This window comes from Nostoc sp. WHI, assembly GCF_015714725.1.
In the GTDB taxonomy this organism is placed as follows: Bacteria; Cyanobacteriota; Cyanobacteriia; order Cyanobacteriales; family Nostocaceae; genus Nostoc.
In genome coordinates, this window is the sequence record NZ_WBKM01000052.1 from 1 (window position 1) to 20,096 (window position 20,096).

2 protein-coding genes are annotated in these 20,096 nt (G+C 43.5%); both read right to left on the minus strand.

Translation table 11 applies throughout. From position 1 onward, the window contains the following. A partial coding sequence (locus tag F8S12_RS05340; RefSeq protein WP_196515306.1) for a non-ribosomal peptide synthase/polyketide synthase occupies positions 1 to 18,711 on the minus strand: 18,711 nt, incomplete at its 3' end. A 64-nt stretch (positions 18,712 to 18,775) separates the two neighbouring features. Further along, positions 18,776 to 20,095, minus strand: a complete 1,320-nt coding sequence (locus F8S12_RS05345; RefSeq protein ID WP_196515307.1) for an SAM-dependent methyltransferase — start codon at positions 20,093 to 20,095, stop codon at positions 18,776 to 18,778. Between the last annotated feature and the right edge of the window lies 1 nt (position 20,096).

A 20,096-nucleotide genomic window follows, 5' to 3' on the forward strand; every position in this document is an offset into this window, starting at 1 on the left:
GCTCCCCTGCTCCCCTGCCCCCCTGCCTCCTTGGAAGGGATTGGGGATAAATTTCTCTTGTGTCAATTCTGGACGGTTGAGGTAGCCGCGTGCTAATCCCGCACCACCAATGTGCAATTCTCCTGATACACCAACGGGAACTGGTTGTAAGTGTGAGTCTAAAATGTAGATTTGCGTGTTAGCTATTGGGCGGCCAATGGAGATTTTGCGATCGCTATCAGTGCATTTTGCGATCGTGGCACAGACGCTAGCTTCTGTTGGCCCATAAGCGTTGAAGAAGTTTCTCCCAGCAGACCATTGTCTGATAAGTTCAGCAGAACAAGCTTCTCCAGCGACAATTATTGTTTGCAACGCCGGGAGTTCTTCAGCCGGGAGAACTGCCAGTGCTGATGGTGGTAGGGTGATATGGGTAATGCAGTAATCTTTTAATAGCTGAATTAACGGCGTACCAGGCAGTAAAGAGTCTTTTGTTCCTAAGTAAAGTGTTGCCCCTGATCCCAAAGCCATGATCACTTCCCAGATAGAAGCATCAAAACTGAGAGAGGCAAACTGGAGAACACGACTATCAGAATCCAAGCCAAAAGTTTGAATTTGAGCTTGAGCTAAGTTAAAAAGCCCGGTATGCTCAACCATCACACCCTTGGGTTTGCCTGTGGAGCCGGAAGTATAAATTAGATTAGCTAGATTAAAAGCCGTCACCCCACTCGTCGGGTTATCTTGATTATTTTGGCCGATTTGTTCCCATATCTCATCCAAACAGACAAGCTGCGCTTGATGCTGGGGTAGTTTATTGAGGACTCGCTGTTGAGTCAGTAGCACCGAAACTAAAGCATCATCGAGAATATATTGTAAGCGTTCTTGGGGATACTCAGGGTCGAGAGGGACATAAGCTCCACCAGCCTTAAGAATGCCTAGTAGTGCTACGAGCATCTGTAGCGATCGCTCCACACACAACCCCACCAGTACATCTGCTCCCACACCCAAAGACTGCAAGTAATGCGCCAACTGATTAGCGCGATCATTCAACTCACCATAAGTTAGTTGTTGATTTTCAAACACCACCGCCACTGCATCTGGAGTCCGCCCAACCTGTTCCTCAAACAACTGATGAATACACTTATCTTGGGGATAGTCTAAGAGAGTATCATTCCACTCAACTAAAAGTTGATGTTGCTCAACTTTACTTAGCAGAGGTAATTGGTCAATTCGCTGCTGTGGATTCGCCACAATTGCTTCAAGCAGTGTCACAAAATGACCCGCCATCTGTGCGATCGTGCGTTCATCAAACAAGTCAGTATTGTACTCCCACACTCCCACCAGTCCAGTACTTGTGTTTTCCATTGCCAAGGTAAGATCAAACTTTGCAGTTACACTTTCTATTGGCAAATCACTTATAGTTAACCCAGTCAGTTCTACTTGAGACATGGGCGCATTCTGGATCAAAAACGCTACCTGGAACAGTGGTGTGTGGCTGAGGTTTCGCTGAGGCTGCAATACTTCCACCAGCATTTCAAACGGCAAATCCTGATGAGCATAAGCATCCATTGCCATTTCCCGAACACTAGTGAGTAACGATGAGAAACTAGGATTTTCAGATAAATCAGTCCGCATCACTAAAGTGTTGACAAAAAAGCCAATCAACCCTTCTATTTCACTGCGATTCCGGTTAGCGATCGGTGTCCCCACCAAAATATCTGCTACACCTGTGTAGCGGTAAAGTAAAGTATCATAAGCTGCCAACAGCGTCATGAACAAAGTTACCCCTTGTTGCTGACTTAGTTGTGTCAGTCTTTGAGTGAGATCAAGGGAAAGCGCAAACTTGTGATATGTACCAACGAAGGTTTGTACAGCAGGTCTGGGTCGGTCTGTGGGAAGCGACAATAAAGTTGGAGCGTTTGCCAATTGTTTTTGCCAGTAACTCAATTGGCTTTCCAGTACTTCCCCTTGCAACCACTGTCTTTGCCAGATGGCGAAATCTGCGTACTGAATTGGTAGTGGCGTTAGAGTGGAAGGCTGACCTTGAGCATAAGCACTATACAGCGCCGCTAGTTCCTGAACAAACACACCCATTGACCAGCCATCACTAACAATGTGATGCATACACACTAATAATATGTGTTCTGTCTCCGACACCACGACTAATGTCGCTCTGAGTAGGGCTGCACTTGCCAAGTCAAAGGGTTGAATAGCTTGGGTAATTACTAATTGCTGTGTTGCTATTTCTTGCTCAGGTGTTGGCAAATGTTGCCAGTCAGTAATTGATAGTGTCCAATTCGTTTCTGTTTGAATGATTTGAGTTGGGTTTCCATCAGCTGTGATGAAGTTGGTGCGTAACGCTTCGTGGCGATGAATAATTTCTTCTAAGCTTTGTTCTAAGGCAGCTTGATTAAGAGTTCCTAAAAGATGCAAAGCTAAGGAGATGTTGTATAATGCACTGTTTGGCTGTAACTGGTCTAAAAACCACAAACGCTGTTGAGCATAAGACAGTGGTAATTCTGCATTTTTTGCCCTTGGTAAGATGGGTGGGGAAGTAAATTCTAAGTCTTGCTGCTGTAACTGCCCAATCTCTTGTGCCAATTCGGCTACTGTCGCTGCTGCAAACAGGCTACGCAAAGGTAGTTCTACTTTGAAAATGTTGCGGATGCGTGAAACCAGTTGCGTTGCTAGCAGCGAGTGTCCCCCAATTTCAAAGAAGTTATCATGTATGCCCACTTGCTCCACTTTCAGCACTTGTGCCCAAATTTGTGCCAGCATTTCTTCAATTGGAGTGCGTGGGGCAACATATCTGTCTAAGAGTTCGCTGTATAAATCCGGTGCGGGTAGGGCGCGGCGGTCTACTTTGCGGTTTGGTGTTAGCGGTAGGGACTCTAAGATTACAAAAGCCTGGGGCACCATATAAAGAGGCAGAATCCGACTGAGGAACTGACGCAGTTCGCTAATCGTGGGTATCTGTTGATCATACGGTACTACGTAGGCAACTAAGCGCTTATCCCCGATCGCATCTTCGCGGATGATCACACAAGATGTCTGCACATGGGACTGTTGGTTGAGTACGGCTTCAATTTCTCCCAACTCGATGCGGAATCCCCGGATTTTTACCTGATTGTCGATGCGTCCGAAGCACTCAATGTTACCATCCGGTAGATAACGGGCCAAATCCCCAGTTTTATATAATCTACTTTCTCCTGTCTCCTCAAACGGATTGGGAATAAATTTTTCCTCTGTCAATTCTTTGAGGTTGAGATAACCTCGTGCTAAACGAACACCACATATATGCAGTTCGCCTCTAATTCCAATGGGTACGGGTTGAAGATGACGGTCAAGGATGTAGATTTGCGTATTGGGAACGGGACGGCCAATAAGCACAGAATTGGTTTTTTCTGATTTGGGATGGAGCAGATTATGGACTATAGCTGTCACGGACGCTTCGGTGGGGCCATAGACATTTAGACAATTGACGCGATCGCCTACCAATTGCTGCCATATTGTTACTGTTTCCGGTAGAACTGCATCCCCACCCACAGCTACTAAGCGTAGACTTTGCGGCACAGTTGCATCTTCTTGAGATACTGCGATCGCCCATTCATGCCAATAAGCTGGGGTGATATTCAAGACACTCAGCTTTTCTTGTTCAATAAATTGGGCAAAGCTGGCTAATGTGGCGAACATTTGAGCGGGTCTTATTACCACAGTTGCACCTTTCAACCAAGTGGGGAAGATTTCTTCAGCAGCAACATCAAAGCCGAAGGAAGCAAACTGTAAGACGCGATCGCAGTTAGTTAAACCAAATACTTCACTAATTGCACTGCTATGGTTCACCAAAGCCGCGTGAGTCAGCATCACGCCTTTGGGTTTTCCGGTAGAGCCAGAAGTATACAATATACAAGTCAAGTTTTCTGGCTCTACCTCACTCACCGGATTTTCTGGATTTTGAGCAGCCAGCACCCCAGACTCCGTATCTAAGACAATAACTTTTACCCCTTCCACTGGCAAAGAATTGAGCAATTTCTGCTGTGTAATCAGCACAGAAACTTGTGAGTCGTGGGAGATGTCAGCTAAACGCTGTTGGGGATAATCAGGGTCTAGGGGAACATAAGCACCACCAGCTTTGAGGACAGCTAACAATGCCACAATCATGGAGAGCGATCGCTCTAAATAAATCCCAACTAAAATCTCTGGCCCCACACCAAGAGATTGGAAATAGTGTGCTAATTTATTAGCTTGGGTATTTAACTCACCATAAGTTAACTGTTGATTTTCAAATATGACTGCGATCGCATCTGGGGTAAGCTCAACCTGCGACTCAAATAACTGATGGATACACTGATCCCAAGGGTAATCCGCCTGAGTATCGTTCCATTCAACTAATAACTGTCGTTGCTCAACTTCTGTTAACATTGGCAGTTGGGAAATTCGCTCTTGGGGATTCGCCACAATTGCTTCCAGCATTGTCACAAAATTACCCGTCATCCGGGCGATCGTGCTGTCATCAAATAAGTCTGTATTGTACTCCCACACACCCACTAGTCCAGTAGCAGTGTTCTCCATTGCCAAGGTAAGATCAAACTTGGCAGTTGCATTTTCTATTGGCAATGAATTGACAGTTAACCCAGTCAGTTCTACTTGAGATAGGGGATCATTTTGGAGGAGAAAATCTACCTGAAACAGTGGTGCATGGCTGAGGTCTCGTTCTGGCTGCAATGCCTCTACTAGCATTTCAAACGGCAAGTCTTGATGAGAGTATGCCTCCATTGCCATTTGCCGGACACGAGTGAGTAATTCGCTAAAGCTAGGATTGCCTGATAAATCAGTCCGCAAAACTAAAGTATTGACAAAAAAGCCAATCAACCCTTCAATTTCAGTGCGATCGCGGTTGGCAATTGGTGTCCCCACCAAAATATCTTCTTGTTCTGTGTAGCGGTAAAGCAAGGTATCAAACGCTGCCAACAGTGTCATGAACAAAGTCACCCCTTGCTCCCGGCTCAGTTTTGTCAGCCTTTGAGTTAGTTCAATTGACAGTGTAAACTGTTGAGTTGCACCAGCGAAGGTTTGCACAGCAGGTCTGGGTCGGTCTGTGGGTAGCGACAATAAAGCTGGTGCATCTGCCAATTGTTTTTGCCAGTAACTCAATTGGTTTTGCAGTACATCCCCTTGCAACCACTGTCGCTGCCAGATTGCGAAATCTGCGTACTGAATCGGTAGTGGACTTAAAGGTGACGGCTCACCATGAGAATAAGCATTATACAGCGCCGCTAGTTCTTGGACAAACACACCCATTGACCAGCCATCGGAGACGACATGATGCATACACATTAACAATATGTGTTCTGTCTCGGATAGCACTACTAATGTCGCTCTCACTAATGCTTGTCTTGCTAAATCAAACGGTTGAATCGCTTGTTGTTGTGCTAATTCCTGTGAAGGAATTTCTTGTTCAGTTGTCGATAAATGCTTCAAATCAACAACTGATACTGTCCAATTCGTTTCTGTTTGAATGATTTGTGTTGGTTGTCCATCAACTGTGATGAAATTGGTGCCTAACGCTTCGTGACGATAAATAATTTCTTCTAGACTTTGTTCTAATGCAGCTTGATTGAGAGTTCCTACTAGATGCAAAGCTAAAGGTATGTTGTAGAAGGAACTGTTCGGCTCAAACTGATCTAAAAACCACAGCCGTGTTTGGGCAAATGACAGTGGTAATTCTGCATTCTTTGCCCTTGGTAAAATGGGTGGGGAAGTAAGTTCTAAGTCTTGTTGCTGTAACTGCCCAATTGATTGCGCTAATTGGGCAACAGTCGCTTCTGCAAACAAGCTCCGCAAGGGTAGTTCTACTTTGAAACTAGTGCGGATGCGTGAAACCAATTGTATTGCTAATAGTGAGTGTCCCCCTAGTTCAAAGAAGTTATCATGGATACCTACAACCTCGATTTTCAGCACTTGCGCCCAAATTTGTACTAGGATTTCTTCAATGGGGGTGCGTGGGGCGACATATTTATCTAATAATTCACTACTTGCCTCTGGTGCTCTTAAGGCGCGGCGGTCTACTTTGCCGCTAGGAGTTAGAGGTAAGGACTCCAAGATAACTATTGCACTGGGCACCATGTATTCTGGCAGCTTGCCCTTTAGGAATTCACGTAGTTGCTTAGTTGTAAGTGATTCATCACTAGGAACTAGATATGCTACTAAGCGCTTGTTACCAGGAACATCTTCTCTAGCAATGACTACAGCTTGTTGTATTTGCGGATGGGCGTTGAGGACTGCCTCAATTTCTCCGAGTTCGATGCGGAAGCCGCGAATCTTCACTTGGTTATCGATGCGACCAATGTATTCTATATTGCCATCATTCAGGTAGCGAGCTAGGTCGCCTGTTTTGTAAAGGCGTTCTGATTTGGCATCCGAGAAGGGGTAAGGGATGAATTTTTCATTGGTACGCTGCAAGTCATTAATGTACCCCATCCCCACGCCTACACCTGCTATACAAAGCTCACCAATTACTCCTACGGGAACAAGTTGGAAATTTTGATCAAGTATATGCAGCTTGACGTTGGGAAGAGGTTTCCCTATGGGTATGGGTTTATTTAAGAACTCATTTGATTGTTTTACTATATAAGCTGAACAAACATCTGCACATTCAGTAGGCCCATAGCTGTTAACTATTTTGGCAGAACAATAGGGAGAGTTTTGCCAACTTAACAAACTAGGAATTGAAATCGGTTCTCCACCCAGAAATACATATCGGAGGGATTGGGTTTTAGCAAAACTCTCATTGCTAGATGTGAGGATTGAATAGAAAGTACTGGGTGTACAATTAACCCAAGTTACTCGCTGCTTTGATACAACATCAAGAATATAATCGGGGTCAAATCCATCGGGGAGTAGATGTAATATTCCACCTATGAGCAAAGGGGCAAATATATTCTTTTGAGTTAGGTCAAAACTCAGAGATGAAATCAGCACCGTGCTGTCTTTTGAGGTGAATTGGAAATCTGTAATCAACCAATTGACCAAGTTCACAAATCCACGATGGTATACACCTGCTCCTTTGGGCTTACCTGTGGAGCCAGATGTGTAGATGGTGTAAGCCAAGTTGTTAGATATCGTGTCGGTGGTTAGGTTTTTGTCACAATGTTTGGTGATATTATGCCAGTCGGTATCTAGACAAACTACAACAGCTTCATGCTTGGGTAAACCTTCTACAACCTGCTGTTGCGTTAACAATACCTCAACACCCGAATCCGCCAACATATAACTTAATCGTTCTTCAGGATAAGCCGGGTCAAGAGGTACATAAGCGCCACCCGCCTTGAGAATACCAAATAGTCCCACAACCATTTCTAAAGAACGCTCGACGCAAATGCCCACCAATACATCAGCTTTTACACCCAAAGATTTCAGGTAGTGCGCTAACTGGTTAGCGCGACTATTCAACTGGTGATAAGTCAGTTGTTGATTTTCAAACACAACTGCCACTGCATCAGGTGTACGCGCTACCTGCTCCTCAAACAATTGATGAATGCACTTATCCCAAGGGTAATCGGCTTGAGTATTATTCCACTCAATCAATAACTGCCGTTGCTCAACTTCTGTTAACATCGGCAATTGGGAAATTCGCTCTTTGGGGTTGGTAATAATTCCCTCAAGCAGTGTCACAAAATGACCAGTCATCCGCTCAATAGTACTAGCATCAAACAAGTCTGTATTGTATTCCCACACTCCCACTAATCCATTAGCGGTGTTCTCCATTGCTAAAGTCAAATCAAATTTTGCCGTTGCGCTTTTTATTGGCAATAAACTGACACTTAACCCAGTCAACTCTACTTGTGACATGGGCGCATTCTGGAGAGCAAACATCACTTGGAACAAAGGAGTATAGCTGAGGTCGCGTTCTGGCTGCAATGCCTCTACTAGCATTTCAAAAGGCAAATTCTGATGAGCATACGCGGACAACGCGACTTCTCTAACACGACCCAATAATTCGCTAAAACTGGGATTGTCTACTAAGTTAGTACGCATAACTAAGGTATTGACAAAAAAGCCAATTAGCCCTTCAATTTCACTGCGATCGCGGTTAGCAATTGGTGTCCCTACTAAAATATCTGATTGTCCTGTGTAGCGATATAGTAGGGTATCATAAACTGCCAACAGTGTCATGAACAACGTCACACCTTGCTCTTGGCTCAGTTTTACCAAGCTACCAGTTAACTCAACTGAAAGTGCAAACTCTTGATGTGCACCACTAAAGGTTTGCACAGATGGTCTGGGTCGGTCTGTGGGTAGCGACAATAAAGCTGGTGCGTCTTTTAGGTGTTGTTGCCAGTAACTCAATTGGCTTTGCAGTACATCTTTTTGCAACCACTGGCGCTGCCAAATTGCGAAATCTGCATACTGAATCAGCAGTGGTGCTAACGGTGATATTTGACCTTGAGAATAAGCATTGTACAGTGTTGCTAATTCCTCAACAAACACACCCATTGACCAGCCATCACTAACAATGTGATGCATACACACTAACAATATGTGTTCTGTCTCCGACAGGATTACTAATGTTGCCCTGACTAACGCTTCACTTGCTAGGTCATAAGGTTGAATAGTTTGTTGTTGCCCTAATTGCTGTGAAGCAATCTCTTGTTCGCTTGTGGATAAATGCTTCAAATCAACAACTGAGACTAGCCAATTTGTTTGTGTTGGAATGATTTGAGTTGGTTGTCCCTCAACTGTGATGAAGTTGGTGCGTAACACTTCATGGCGATGAATAATTTCTTCTAAGCTTTGTTCTAAGGCTGCTTGATTGAGAGTTCTTACTAGACGCAAAGCTATGGGTATATTGTATAAGGCACTGTTTGGCTCTAACTGATCTAAAAACCATAAACGCTGTTGAGCATAAGACAGTGGTAATTCTGCATTCTTGGCTCTTGGTAAGATGGGTGCGGAAGTAAATTCTAAGTTTTGCTGCTGTAACTGCCCAATCTCTTGTGCCAATTCGGCTACTGTCGCTGCTACAAACAGGCTACGCAACGGTAGTTCTACTTTAAAAATGTTGCGAATGCGTGAAACCAGTTGCGTTGCTAGTAGGGAATGTCCCCCAAGTTCAAAGAAGTTATCGTAAATGCCTACTTGCTCTACTTTTAGGACTTGTGCCCAAATTAGCGCTAGCATTTCCTCGATAGGAGTGCGGGGTGCGATAAATTTGTCTGTTAGTTGACTATGTAACTCTGGAGCGGGTAGGGCACGGCGGTCTACTTTGCCGTTGGAAGTAAGCGGTATGGCTCCTAGAATGACTATTGCATTTGGCACCATGTACTCTGGGAGCTTTTCTTTCAGAAAGCGACGCAGTTCTCCCACTTGAGGGGATTGTTCCACCTGCGGCACTACATAAGCCACTAAACGTTTGTCGCTCGGTTCATCCTCCCGCAGCACTACCACGCTCTCCCGAACATCTGGGTGTTGTACCAGTAATGCCTCAATTTCACCCAACTCAATACGGAAGCCACGAATCTTCACTTGCTGGTCAATTCGCCCTAAATACTCCAACTCGCCATTCGGCAGATAACGAGCTAAGTCACCGGATTTATATAGTAGCTGCTTGGAGTTGCCATTAAAGGAGTTAGAAATAAACCGTTGTGCTGTCAGTTCGGGACGATTGAGATAGCCACGGGCTACCCCAGCACCACCGATGTGCATCTCACCTGGAACCCCAATCGGCACTGGCTGTAAATGTTCATCTAGCAGATACACCTGTAAGTCTGCAATCGGGCGACCAATTATACTTGCTGAACCATTTAAATCGGCTTTGCTCAATGGACGATAAGTTACATGTACAGTGGTTTCCGTAATCCCGTACATATTCACTAACTGGGGCATCTGGTCGCCGTGGCACTCAAACCAAGGCTGCAAACTCTTCAGTTCTAAGGCTTCTCCACCGAAAATAACCAAGCGCAAATTTAAATCGCCAATAGTTCCTTGAGATGCTGGAATTAACTGGCGGAAGGCTGAAGGTGTTTGATTGAGAATTGTTACTTGCTCTTGACACAGCAAATTATAGAAGGATTCGGGCGATCGCGTCACAAAATATGGCACTACTACCAGTCGTCCACCATACAGCAATGCACCCCAAATTTCCCATACAGAAAAGTCGAAAGCATAAGAGTGGAACATTGTCCACACATCTTGAGAGTTAAAGTTATACCAGGAGTCTGTTGCTGCAAACAGACGCACTACATTAGAGTGATTGACTAAAACGCCCTTGGGTTTACCTGTAGAACCCGAAGTGTAGATGACGTATGCTAAGTTACCAGGTGTTGCGGTGTTTAGAAGGTTTGACTCGCGCTCTTGAGCAATTTTTAAGAAGTCAGTGTCTAAGCAGACAACCTGTGCAGTATGCTGTGGTAACTTGTTGACTAATTGCTGTTGAGTTAGTAGCACTCTAACTTGAGCATCTTCTAACATAAAGCTCAAGCGGTCTTGGGGATACTCTGAGTCAAGTGGTACATAAGCGCCACCCGCCTTGAGAATTGCCAACAGTCCCACAATCATTTCTAACGAGCGCTCTATGCAAATCCCCACCAACACATCAGCTTTTACACCCAAAGACTGCAAGTAATGTGCTAACTGGTTAGCGCGACTATTCAACTGGTGATAAGTCAGTTGTTGATTTTCAAACACAACTGCCACAGCATCAGGGGTACGCTCTACCTGCTCCTCAAATAATTCATGGATACACTTATCAGAGAGATAATCTACCTGTGTATCATTCCACTCAATCAATAACTGCCGTTGCTCTGCTTGTGTTAACAAAGGCAATTGGGAAATCCGCTCTTTGGGGTTGGCAATAATCCCCTCAAGCAAAGTGACAAGATGACCAGTCATCCGCTTGATGGTGCTAGGGTCAAACAAGTCTGTATTGTATTCCCACACACCCACTAGTCCATTAGCGGTGTTCTCCATTGCCAAGGTAAGATCAAACTTTGCAGTTGTGCCTTTTATTGGCAAATAACTCATGGTCAACCCAGTCAACTTTACGTCAGACATGGGCGTATTCTGGAGGGCAAACATCACCTGAAATAGGGATGTATGACTTAAGTTCCGTTGGGGTTGCAATGCCTCTACTAGCATTTCAAAGGGCAAATTCTGATGAGAATATGCCTCCATTGCCATTTCTCGAACGCGAGTGAGTAATTCCTCAAAGCTGGGATCGCCGGAGACATCGGTACGCAAAACTAAAGTATTGACAAAAAAGCCAATTAACCCTTCTATTTCACTGCGATCGCGGTTGGCAATTGGCGAACCCACCAAAATGTCTTCTGTACCTGTGTAGCGGTAAAGCAGAGTATCAAATGCTGCCAACAGCGTCATGAACAAAGTCACCCCTTGCTCTTGGCTTAGTTTTGTCAGCTTACTAGTTAGTTCCTCAGAAAGTGCAAACTCTTGATGTGTCCCGTGGTAAGTTTGCACAGCCGGTCTGGGTCGGTCTGTGGGTAGTGACAATAAGGCTGGTGCATCTTTTAGTTGTTGTTGCCAGTAACTCAATTGGCTTTGTAATACTTCCCCTTGCAACCACTTTCTTTGCCAAATTGCGAAATCTGCATACTGAATCGGCAGTGGCGCTAATGGTGAGGTATTACCTTCAGAATAAGCATTGTAAAGTGCTGCTAGTTCTTGGATAAACATGCCCAGCGACCAGCCATCAGAGACAATGTGGTGCATACACACTAACAATATGTGTTCTGTCTCGGATAGCACTACTAATGTCACTCTCACTAATGCTTGTGTCGCCAACTCAAAGGGTTGAATCGCTTGTTGTTGCGCTAATTGCTGGGTTGCTATTTCTTTTTTGGTTGTCGATAAATGCTTCAAATCAACAACTGATACTGTCCAATTCGTTTCTGTTTGAATGATTTGTGTTGGTTGTCCATCAACCGTAATGAAATTAGTACGTAACGCTTCGTGGCGAGCAATTATTTCTTGGAAGCTTTGTTCTAAGGCGGCAACTTGCACAATTCCTGCTAAACGCAAGGCTATGGGCATGTTGTAGAAGGGACTGTTTGGCTCGAATTGGTCTAAAAACCACAAACGCTGTTGAGCATAAGACAGTGCTAATTCTGCATTCTCTGTTCTTGGTAAGATAGGTGGTGCAGACAGTTCTAAGTCTTGTTGCTGTAATTGTGCAATTTCTTGTGCTAATTCAGCTAGTGTGGCGGTGGCAAACAACTCTCGCAATGGTAGTTCCACTTTGAAAATGTTGCGGATGCGTGAAACCAACTGTGTTGCTAGTAGCGAGTGTCCGCCAAGTTCAAAGAAGTTGTCATGAATGCCCACTTGCTCCACTTTCAGAACTTGCGCCCAAAGGAGTGCCAGCATTTCTTCGATTGGGTTACGAGGTGCAACAAATTTATCTTGTCGTTCGCTGTGTAAATCCGGTGTGGGTAAGGCGCGGCGGTCTACTTTGCCGCTAGGAGTTAGAGGTAAGGACTCCAAGATAACTATTGCACTGGGCACCATGTATTCTGGTAGCTTGCCCTTTAGGAATTCACGTAGTTGCTTAGTTGTAAGTGATTCATCACTAGGAACTAGATATGTTACTAATCGCTTGTTACCAGGAACATCTTCTCTAGCAATGACTACAGCTTGTTGTATTTGCGGGTGGGCGTTGAGGACTGCCTCAATTTCTCCGAGTTCGATGCGGAAGCCGCGAATCTTCACTTGGTTATCGATGCGACCAATGTATTCTATATTGCCATCACTCAGGTAGCGGGCTAGGTCGCCTGTTTTGTAAAGGCGTTCTGATTTGGCATCCGAGAAGGGGTAAGGGATGAATTTTTCATTGGTACGCTGCAAGTCATTAATATACCCCATTCCCACGCCTACACCTGCTATACAAAGCTCACCAATTACTCCTACGGGAACAAGTTGGAAATTTTGATCAAGTATATGCAGCTTGACGTTGGGAAGAGGTTTCCCTATGGGTATGGGTTTATTTAAGAACTCATTTGATTGTTTTACTATATAAGCTGAACAAACATCTGCACATTCAGTAGGCCCATAGCTATTAACTATTTTGGCAGAACAATAGGGAGAGTTTTGCCAACTTAACAAACTAGGAATTGAAATCGGTTCTCCACCCAGAAATACATATCGCAGGGATTGGGTTTTAGCAAAACTATCATCGCTAGATGTGAGGATTGAATAGAAAGTACTGGGTGTACAATTAACCCAAGTTACTCGCTGCTTTGATACAACATCAAGAATATAATCGGGGTCAAATCCATCGGGGAGTAGATGTAATATTCCACCTATGAGCAAAGGGGCAAATATATTCTTTTGAGTTAGGTCAAAACTCAGAGATGAAATCAGCACCGTGCTGTCTTTTGAGGTGAATTGGAAATCTGTAATCAACCAATTGACCAAGTTGACAAATCCACGATGGTATACACCTGCTCCTTTGGGCTTACCTGTAGAGCCAGATGTGTAGATGGTGTAAGCCAAGTTGTTAGATATCGTGTCGGTGATTAGGTTTTTGTCGCAATGTTTGGCAATATCATGCCAGTCGGTATCTAGACAAACTACAACAGCCTCATGCTTGGGTAAACCTTCCACAACCTGCTGTTGCGTTAACAACACCTCAACACCCGAATCCGCCAACATATAACTTAATCGTTCTTCAGGATAAGCCGGGTCAAGAGGTATATAAGCCCCACCCGCCTTGAGAATACCAAATAGTCCCACAACCATTTCTAAAGAACGCTCGACGCAAATCCCCACCAATACATCAGCTTTTACACCTAAAGATTTCAGGTAGTGCGCTAACTGGTTAGCGCGACTATTCAACTGGTGATAAGTCAGTTGTTGATTTTCAAACACAACTGCCACTGCATCTGGAGTACGTTCCACCTGGGCTTCAAATAACTGATGGATACATTTATCATGGGGATAATCCGCCTGAGTATTGTTCCACTCAATCAATAACTGCTGTTGCTCAACTTCTGTCAGCAAAGGTAATTGCGAAATCTGTTGCTGTGGATTAGCAACAACACCTTCAAGCATTGTCACAAAATGACCCGTCATTCGCTCGATCGTACTAGCATCAAACAAGTCTGTATTGTATTCCCACACACCCACTACTCCAGTAGCAGTGTTCTCCATTAATAAAGTTAAATCAAACTTGGCAGTGATACCTTCTATCATCACTGGGCTGACACTTAATCGGTTTAACTCCACGGTCGATATGGGCGCATTCTGAAGTGAAAACATCACCTGGAATAGCGGTGTATGGCTAAGATCCCGTTGTGGCTGCAATGCTTCAACTAGCATTTCAAATGGCAAATCCTGATGAGCGTAGCCATCCATTGCCATGAACCGAACACGAGTGAGTAAGTCGTTAAAGCTGGGATCGCCTGATAAGTCAGTACGCGTGACTAAAGTATTGACAAAAAAGCCAATTAACCCCTCTATCTCACTACGATTACGGTTAGCAATTGGTGTCCCGACTAAAATATCTGATTGTCCTGTGTAACGGTAAAGCAGGGTATCAAACGCTGCCAACAATGTCATGAACAAGGTAACTCCTTGTTGTTGGCTCAGTTGTATCAACCTACCAGTAAGATCAACAGAGAGGGCAAACTTTTGATGTGCACCAGCAAAAGTCTGCACAGCAGGTCTGGGTCGGTCTGTAGGGAGCGACAATAAAGCTGGTGCGTTTGCCAGTTGTTGTTGCCAGTAAGTTAGTTGGTTTTGCAGTACATTTCCTTGCAACCAGTTTCGCTGCCAGATAGCAAAATCTGCATACTGAATTGGCAGTGATGCTAATGGAGAAGGCTGATCTTGAGCATAAGCATCGTACAGGGCTGTTAGTTCTTGGACAAACACACCCATTGACCAGCCATCAGAGACAACATGATGCATACACACTAACAATATGTGTTCTGTGTCCGACAGCATTAGTAATGTCGCTCTGATTAATACTTCCTTTGCCAGGTCAAAAGGCTGAATAGCTTGTTGTTGCGCTAATTGCTGGCTAGTAATTTCTTGCTCGGTTGTGGATAAATACTTTAAGTCAACAACTGAAACTGTCCAATTCGTTTGTGTTTGAATAATTTGAGAAGGTTTTCCATCAACTGTAATGAAGTTGGTGCGTAAGGCTTCATGGCGATGAATAATCTCTTGGAAGCTTTGTTCTAGGGCTGCTTGATTCAAATTTCCCACTAGACGCAAAGCTATAGGAATGTTGTAAAAGGCGCTGTTCGGCTCGAACTGATCTAAAAACCACAGACGCTGTTGAGCATAAGACAGTGGTAATTCTGCATCCCTCATCCTTGGTAAAATAGGCAGTGCAGAGAGTTCTAAGTCTTGTTGCTGTAACTGCCTAATTGATTGTGCTAATTCCGCTACTGTTGCTCTTGCAAATAACTCACGTAATGCTAGTTCTACTTTAAAGCTGGTGCGAATGCGTGAAACTAATTGTGTTGCTAGTAGCGAGTGTCCGCCAAGTTCAAAGAAGTTGTCATGAATGCCCACTTGCTCTACTTTCAGAACTTGCGCCCAAAGAAGTGCCAGCATTTCTTCGATTGGGTTACGAGGTGCAACAAATTTATCTTGTTGTTCGCTGTGTAAATCCGGTGTAGGTAAGGCACGGCGGTCTACTTTGCCGTTGGGAGTAAGCGGCAGCGACTCCAAGATAACTATTGCATTTGGCACCATGTAGTCTGGGAGTTTTGCTTTGAGGAATTGCCGCAGTTCGCTGATTGTGGGTTTACAGTCCTGATGCGCTACCACGTAGGCGACTAAACGTTTATCACCAGATGTATCCTCACGGGCGATGACACAAGATACTTGCACATCACCATGTTGGCTCAAAACTGCTTCGATTTCGCCCAACTCAATCCGAAAACCGCGTATTTTTACTTGATTGTCAATTCGTCCTAAGTATTGAATATTGCCATCACTTAAATAGCGTGCTTTATCCCCGGTTTTGTAGAGGCGGGAATGGAGATCAGTGCTAAAGGGATTAGGAATAAATTTCTGTTGTGTTAACTCTTGTTGGTTCAGGTACTCTTTTGCTAAACCATCTCCCCCAATATAAATTTCTCCTGCTACACCAACGCTCACTGGCTGTAGTTGGGAATCTAACAAATAAATTTGTGTGTTGGAAATTGGTCGCCCGATGGGAATAGTTGTAACGCCTTCTGGTACATCCTGCACCAAGTACCAGGAAGTAAACGTAGTATTCTCTGTCGGCCCATAAACGTGGATCAGTCTCTGCGGCGCACCATTTTTCAATACTTGTTTGACCCATTTAGGATCGACAGCCTCCCCTCCAAATAGAAGATGCCGTAGTGAATTGAAAGCAGAGGGGACTTCCTGAGCAATTTGATTGAACAACGCAGTTGTCAAGAATAACACGCTGATACTTTGCGATCGCATAAAGGCTGCGAAATCTGTTGGCGAAAGAGCCAAATCTTTGCTCACCCCTACCAACCGCGCTCCGTTCAATAACGCTCCCCAAATTTCAAAAGTAGCAGCGTCGAAGGCGTAATTTGAGGCTTGGGCAATTACATCTTGAGTAGAAATGCTGATATAGTCAGTTTCTTTGACTAATCGAACTACACCTTGATGGACAATGCTCACACCTTTGGGTTGACCTGTAGAACCGCTTGTGTACATTACATAAGCTAAGTTATCAGCTTTGATGCTGGTAGTCGGGTTTTGTTGTGTTTGTTGATTGATGATATCCCAGTTTGAGTCTAAGCAAATTACACTAGCTTTGCGTTCGGCAAAGCTGTGCCAGAGGCGATCGCCTAGCTTATTAACTAGTTTTTCTTGAGTCAATAAAACTGATAGCTGAGTGTCTTCTAGCATGAAGCTTAATCGCTCAGTCGGATATTCTGGGTCAAGTGGGACATAAGCGCCACCCGCCTTGAGAATACCCAACAGTCCCACCACCATTAAGAGCGAACGCTCTATGCAGATACCTACCAGTACATCGGCTCCCACACCCAAAGACTGCAAGTAATGCGCCAACTGGTTAGCACGACTATTCAATTCGTGGTAAGTCAGTTGTTGATTTTCAAACACAACTGCGATCGCATCTGGAGTCCGTTCCACCTGCGCTTCAAACAATTGATGGATACATTTATCCTGGGGATAATCTGTCTGAGTATTATTCCACTCAACCAATAACTGCTGTTGCTCGACTTCTGTCAGCAAAGGTAATTGCGAAATCTGCTGCTGTGGATTAGCAACAACACCTTCAAGCAATATCTGAAAATGCCCAGCCATCCGTGCGATCGTGCTTGCATCAAACAGGTTACTGTTATACTTCCACGATCCCATCAATCCCTTTTGTGTTTCCCAAATTAAGAGGCTCAAATCAAACTGAGCCGTGTCCTGCTCTACCATCTCTGGAGTCAGGGTAATACCAGGTAACTCTAAAGTATCAAGCGAGAAATTCTCCAATACAAACATTACTTGAAACAAGGGATTGTGGCCAAGTGAACGTTCCGGTTGTATTGCTTCTACTACTTGTTCAAACGGCACATCTTGGTGTATCTGGGCATCCAAGACAACAGAATGCACCTGAGTAATCAGTTCCCTAAAAGGGGGATTGTCTTTAATTTGAGTCCGCAATACTAAGGTGTTAATAAAACAGCCAATGAGGGGTTCGATTTCTGTGCGGTTGCGGTTAGCAAAAGGGGAACCAATAGAAATATCATCCTGACTGCTATAACGATGAAGTAAAGCTACAAAAGCTGCTAGAAGAGTTACAAAAATAGTAGTTCCTGACTGTTGGCTCAAGGTTTTGAGTTGTACAGTTAAATTCGAGGTTAGGTTCCATTTTTGAACCGCACCAGAGAAATTTTGAACTGAGGTACGAGGATAATCTGTTGGTAATTCTAATAACGGTGGTGCATCTGCTAACTGTTGCTTCCAGTAGTCAAGTTGTTGTTGTAATAATTTCTCATTCAACCATTTTTGCTGCCAAATAGTAAAGTCGCCATATTGGATGGTTAACTCTGGTAATGGGCTGGGAAGATCAGCAAAAAAGGCTTGATAGATAGCTGACAATTCTTTGATAAATATTCCTATTGACCAACCATCTACAACAATGTGGTGTATTGTCAGTATCAGCAAGTGTAACTCTGGTTCAAGGCGCAGGAGACTGACTCGTAACAACGGCTGTTTGCCCAAATCAAAGGGTTTACCGACTTCTTTAGTTACTAGCTGTTGAATTTCAGTTTCTTTTAACCCTTGCAAGTCCACTATTGGTATGTTTATAGCCAAACTAGGTACAATTCGCTGCACCACCAATCCATCTACCACCAAAAAAATAGTCCGTAAAGCTTCGTGGCGACGGATAATTTCGTTGATGCTTTGCTCTAATACTGTTACATTTAATGCACCACTAATCCGAAATTGTAAACTCTCATTATAAGATGTATTTTCACTATCTAATTGATTGAAAAACCACATCCTTTGTTGACTAAAAGACAAAGGTAAATCCTGATCTCGCTCAATAGATACTATAGGCTTAGAAGCTAATTCTTTGGCAATTTTGGCTTTTTCAAAAAAAGTCAATATTTCTGTTTTACGCTCCATCAATTCCTGCTTGAGGGCTGATGTCATGACTCCATTGGGAGCGCGATAGCGTAGCTGTCCGTCTTCAATCCAAACTTTTATATTTAAACTATTTAGTGAAGATATAAATTCAAATACTTTCATTTTATAACATCCTTTTTCATATTCTTCTGTATCACTAATCGCGCTGTTCACGGGATTGTATTTACTAAGTCATTGCTGTTGTAACAGAATTATTTATACTAAAATCAAGTACATTTTGAGAAAAGAGTAATTCATAAAAATGGTTTTGCTTAAATTCTCTTCTATAATGATACGAAGAGTATTTAAAGTTAATTTTTTCTCCTGTTTTTCTAATCATCGAACCTTCTATTTTATAGTCTGGGTTCAGATTGTTATCACAAAGCAATCCACTACAAATAGCCTCAATCTTATCTCCTTCTGAAGCTTGAATTCCTGGACAAAAAACTGGAAAATATACAGGTAGCCAGCAATATTCATGTTCGATTACATCTATAACTTCTCCCTCTATTGTGTGTAGATTGAGCCAGACTAAAAAGCCATCCAGTCTCGAATCTTTTAGAATAGTAAGGTTGACCTCAAGACTATATTCTATGTCGATGGCATCTGTGAAATTCAGATCCTCAAAAATCGAGCTAGTGGAGATGATGCTGGACTTAGGAAAATTTTTCAGACATAACCTTAAATCAAAGGGGTATCCAACTTGCTCAAATATTTTGTGAGTATAATAAGCTGGGATTTCTGTAAACCCTGGATTATGCAAAAACTCGTCAGGCAGGCAAACACTAGCAATTTTAGTAATGCTTCTTGTCGGAATCATTACTCCATCTTTTTTCAAAAACCTTCGGGCGTTATTCAAAATTACTGCCGCACCTTCAACTCCTCCAATAGGGCCAACTATTTCTGAAACACAAACGTCAGCCATCTCAGGTATGTTAACTTTGGTCGCATCCCCTAAAATTAAGGTTATCTTATCTGATAAACCAAGATTGTTGATGCAAGCTTTGGCTAAGTTGTAAGATTTTTCGCTCATTTCAATTGCATATATTTTCTGAGCATTAGCTTCTGCACAAAATCTAGCTAAAATCGCATCTTTGCCTGTTCCTATATCGACAACTACTTTGTCTTTTACTAACTGGTTAATAGCCAATTTGTAGCTGTGATTTCTACGCTGATCGTTGGTTAGAGCATAGTACAAAAACTCGTCGTATACGAAGAATTCTGCTACTGATGGCCATAGTTCAATTTGACTAGGCTTTTGGCACTCCACTTGAGATTTGGACATTATATTTTTTTGAGGAATGACATCAGCTACTAAACGGTTGTCGCCTATTATATCTTTTGCTTGTTTGAGAAATGTAAGAATTTCTGTTTTCCGCTCCACAAATTCCTGTTTAATATCTGATGTCATTATTCCTTTGAGAGCGCGATACCGTAGTTGGTCATTTTCGATCCAGATTTTGATGCTTAAACCGTTGAGTAAAGTCAAAAATTCAACTGTTGTCACT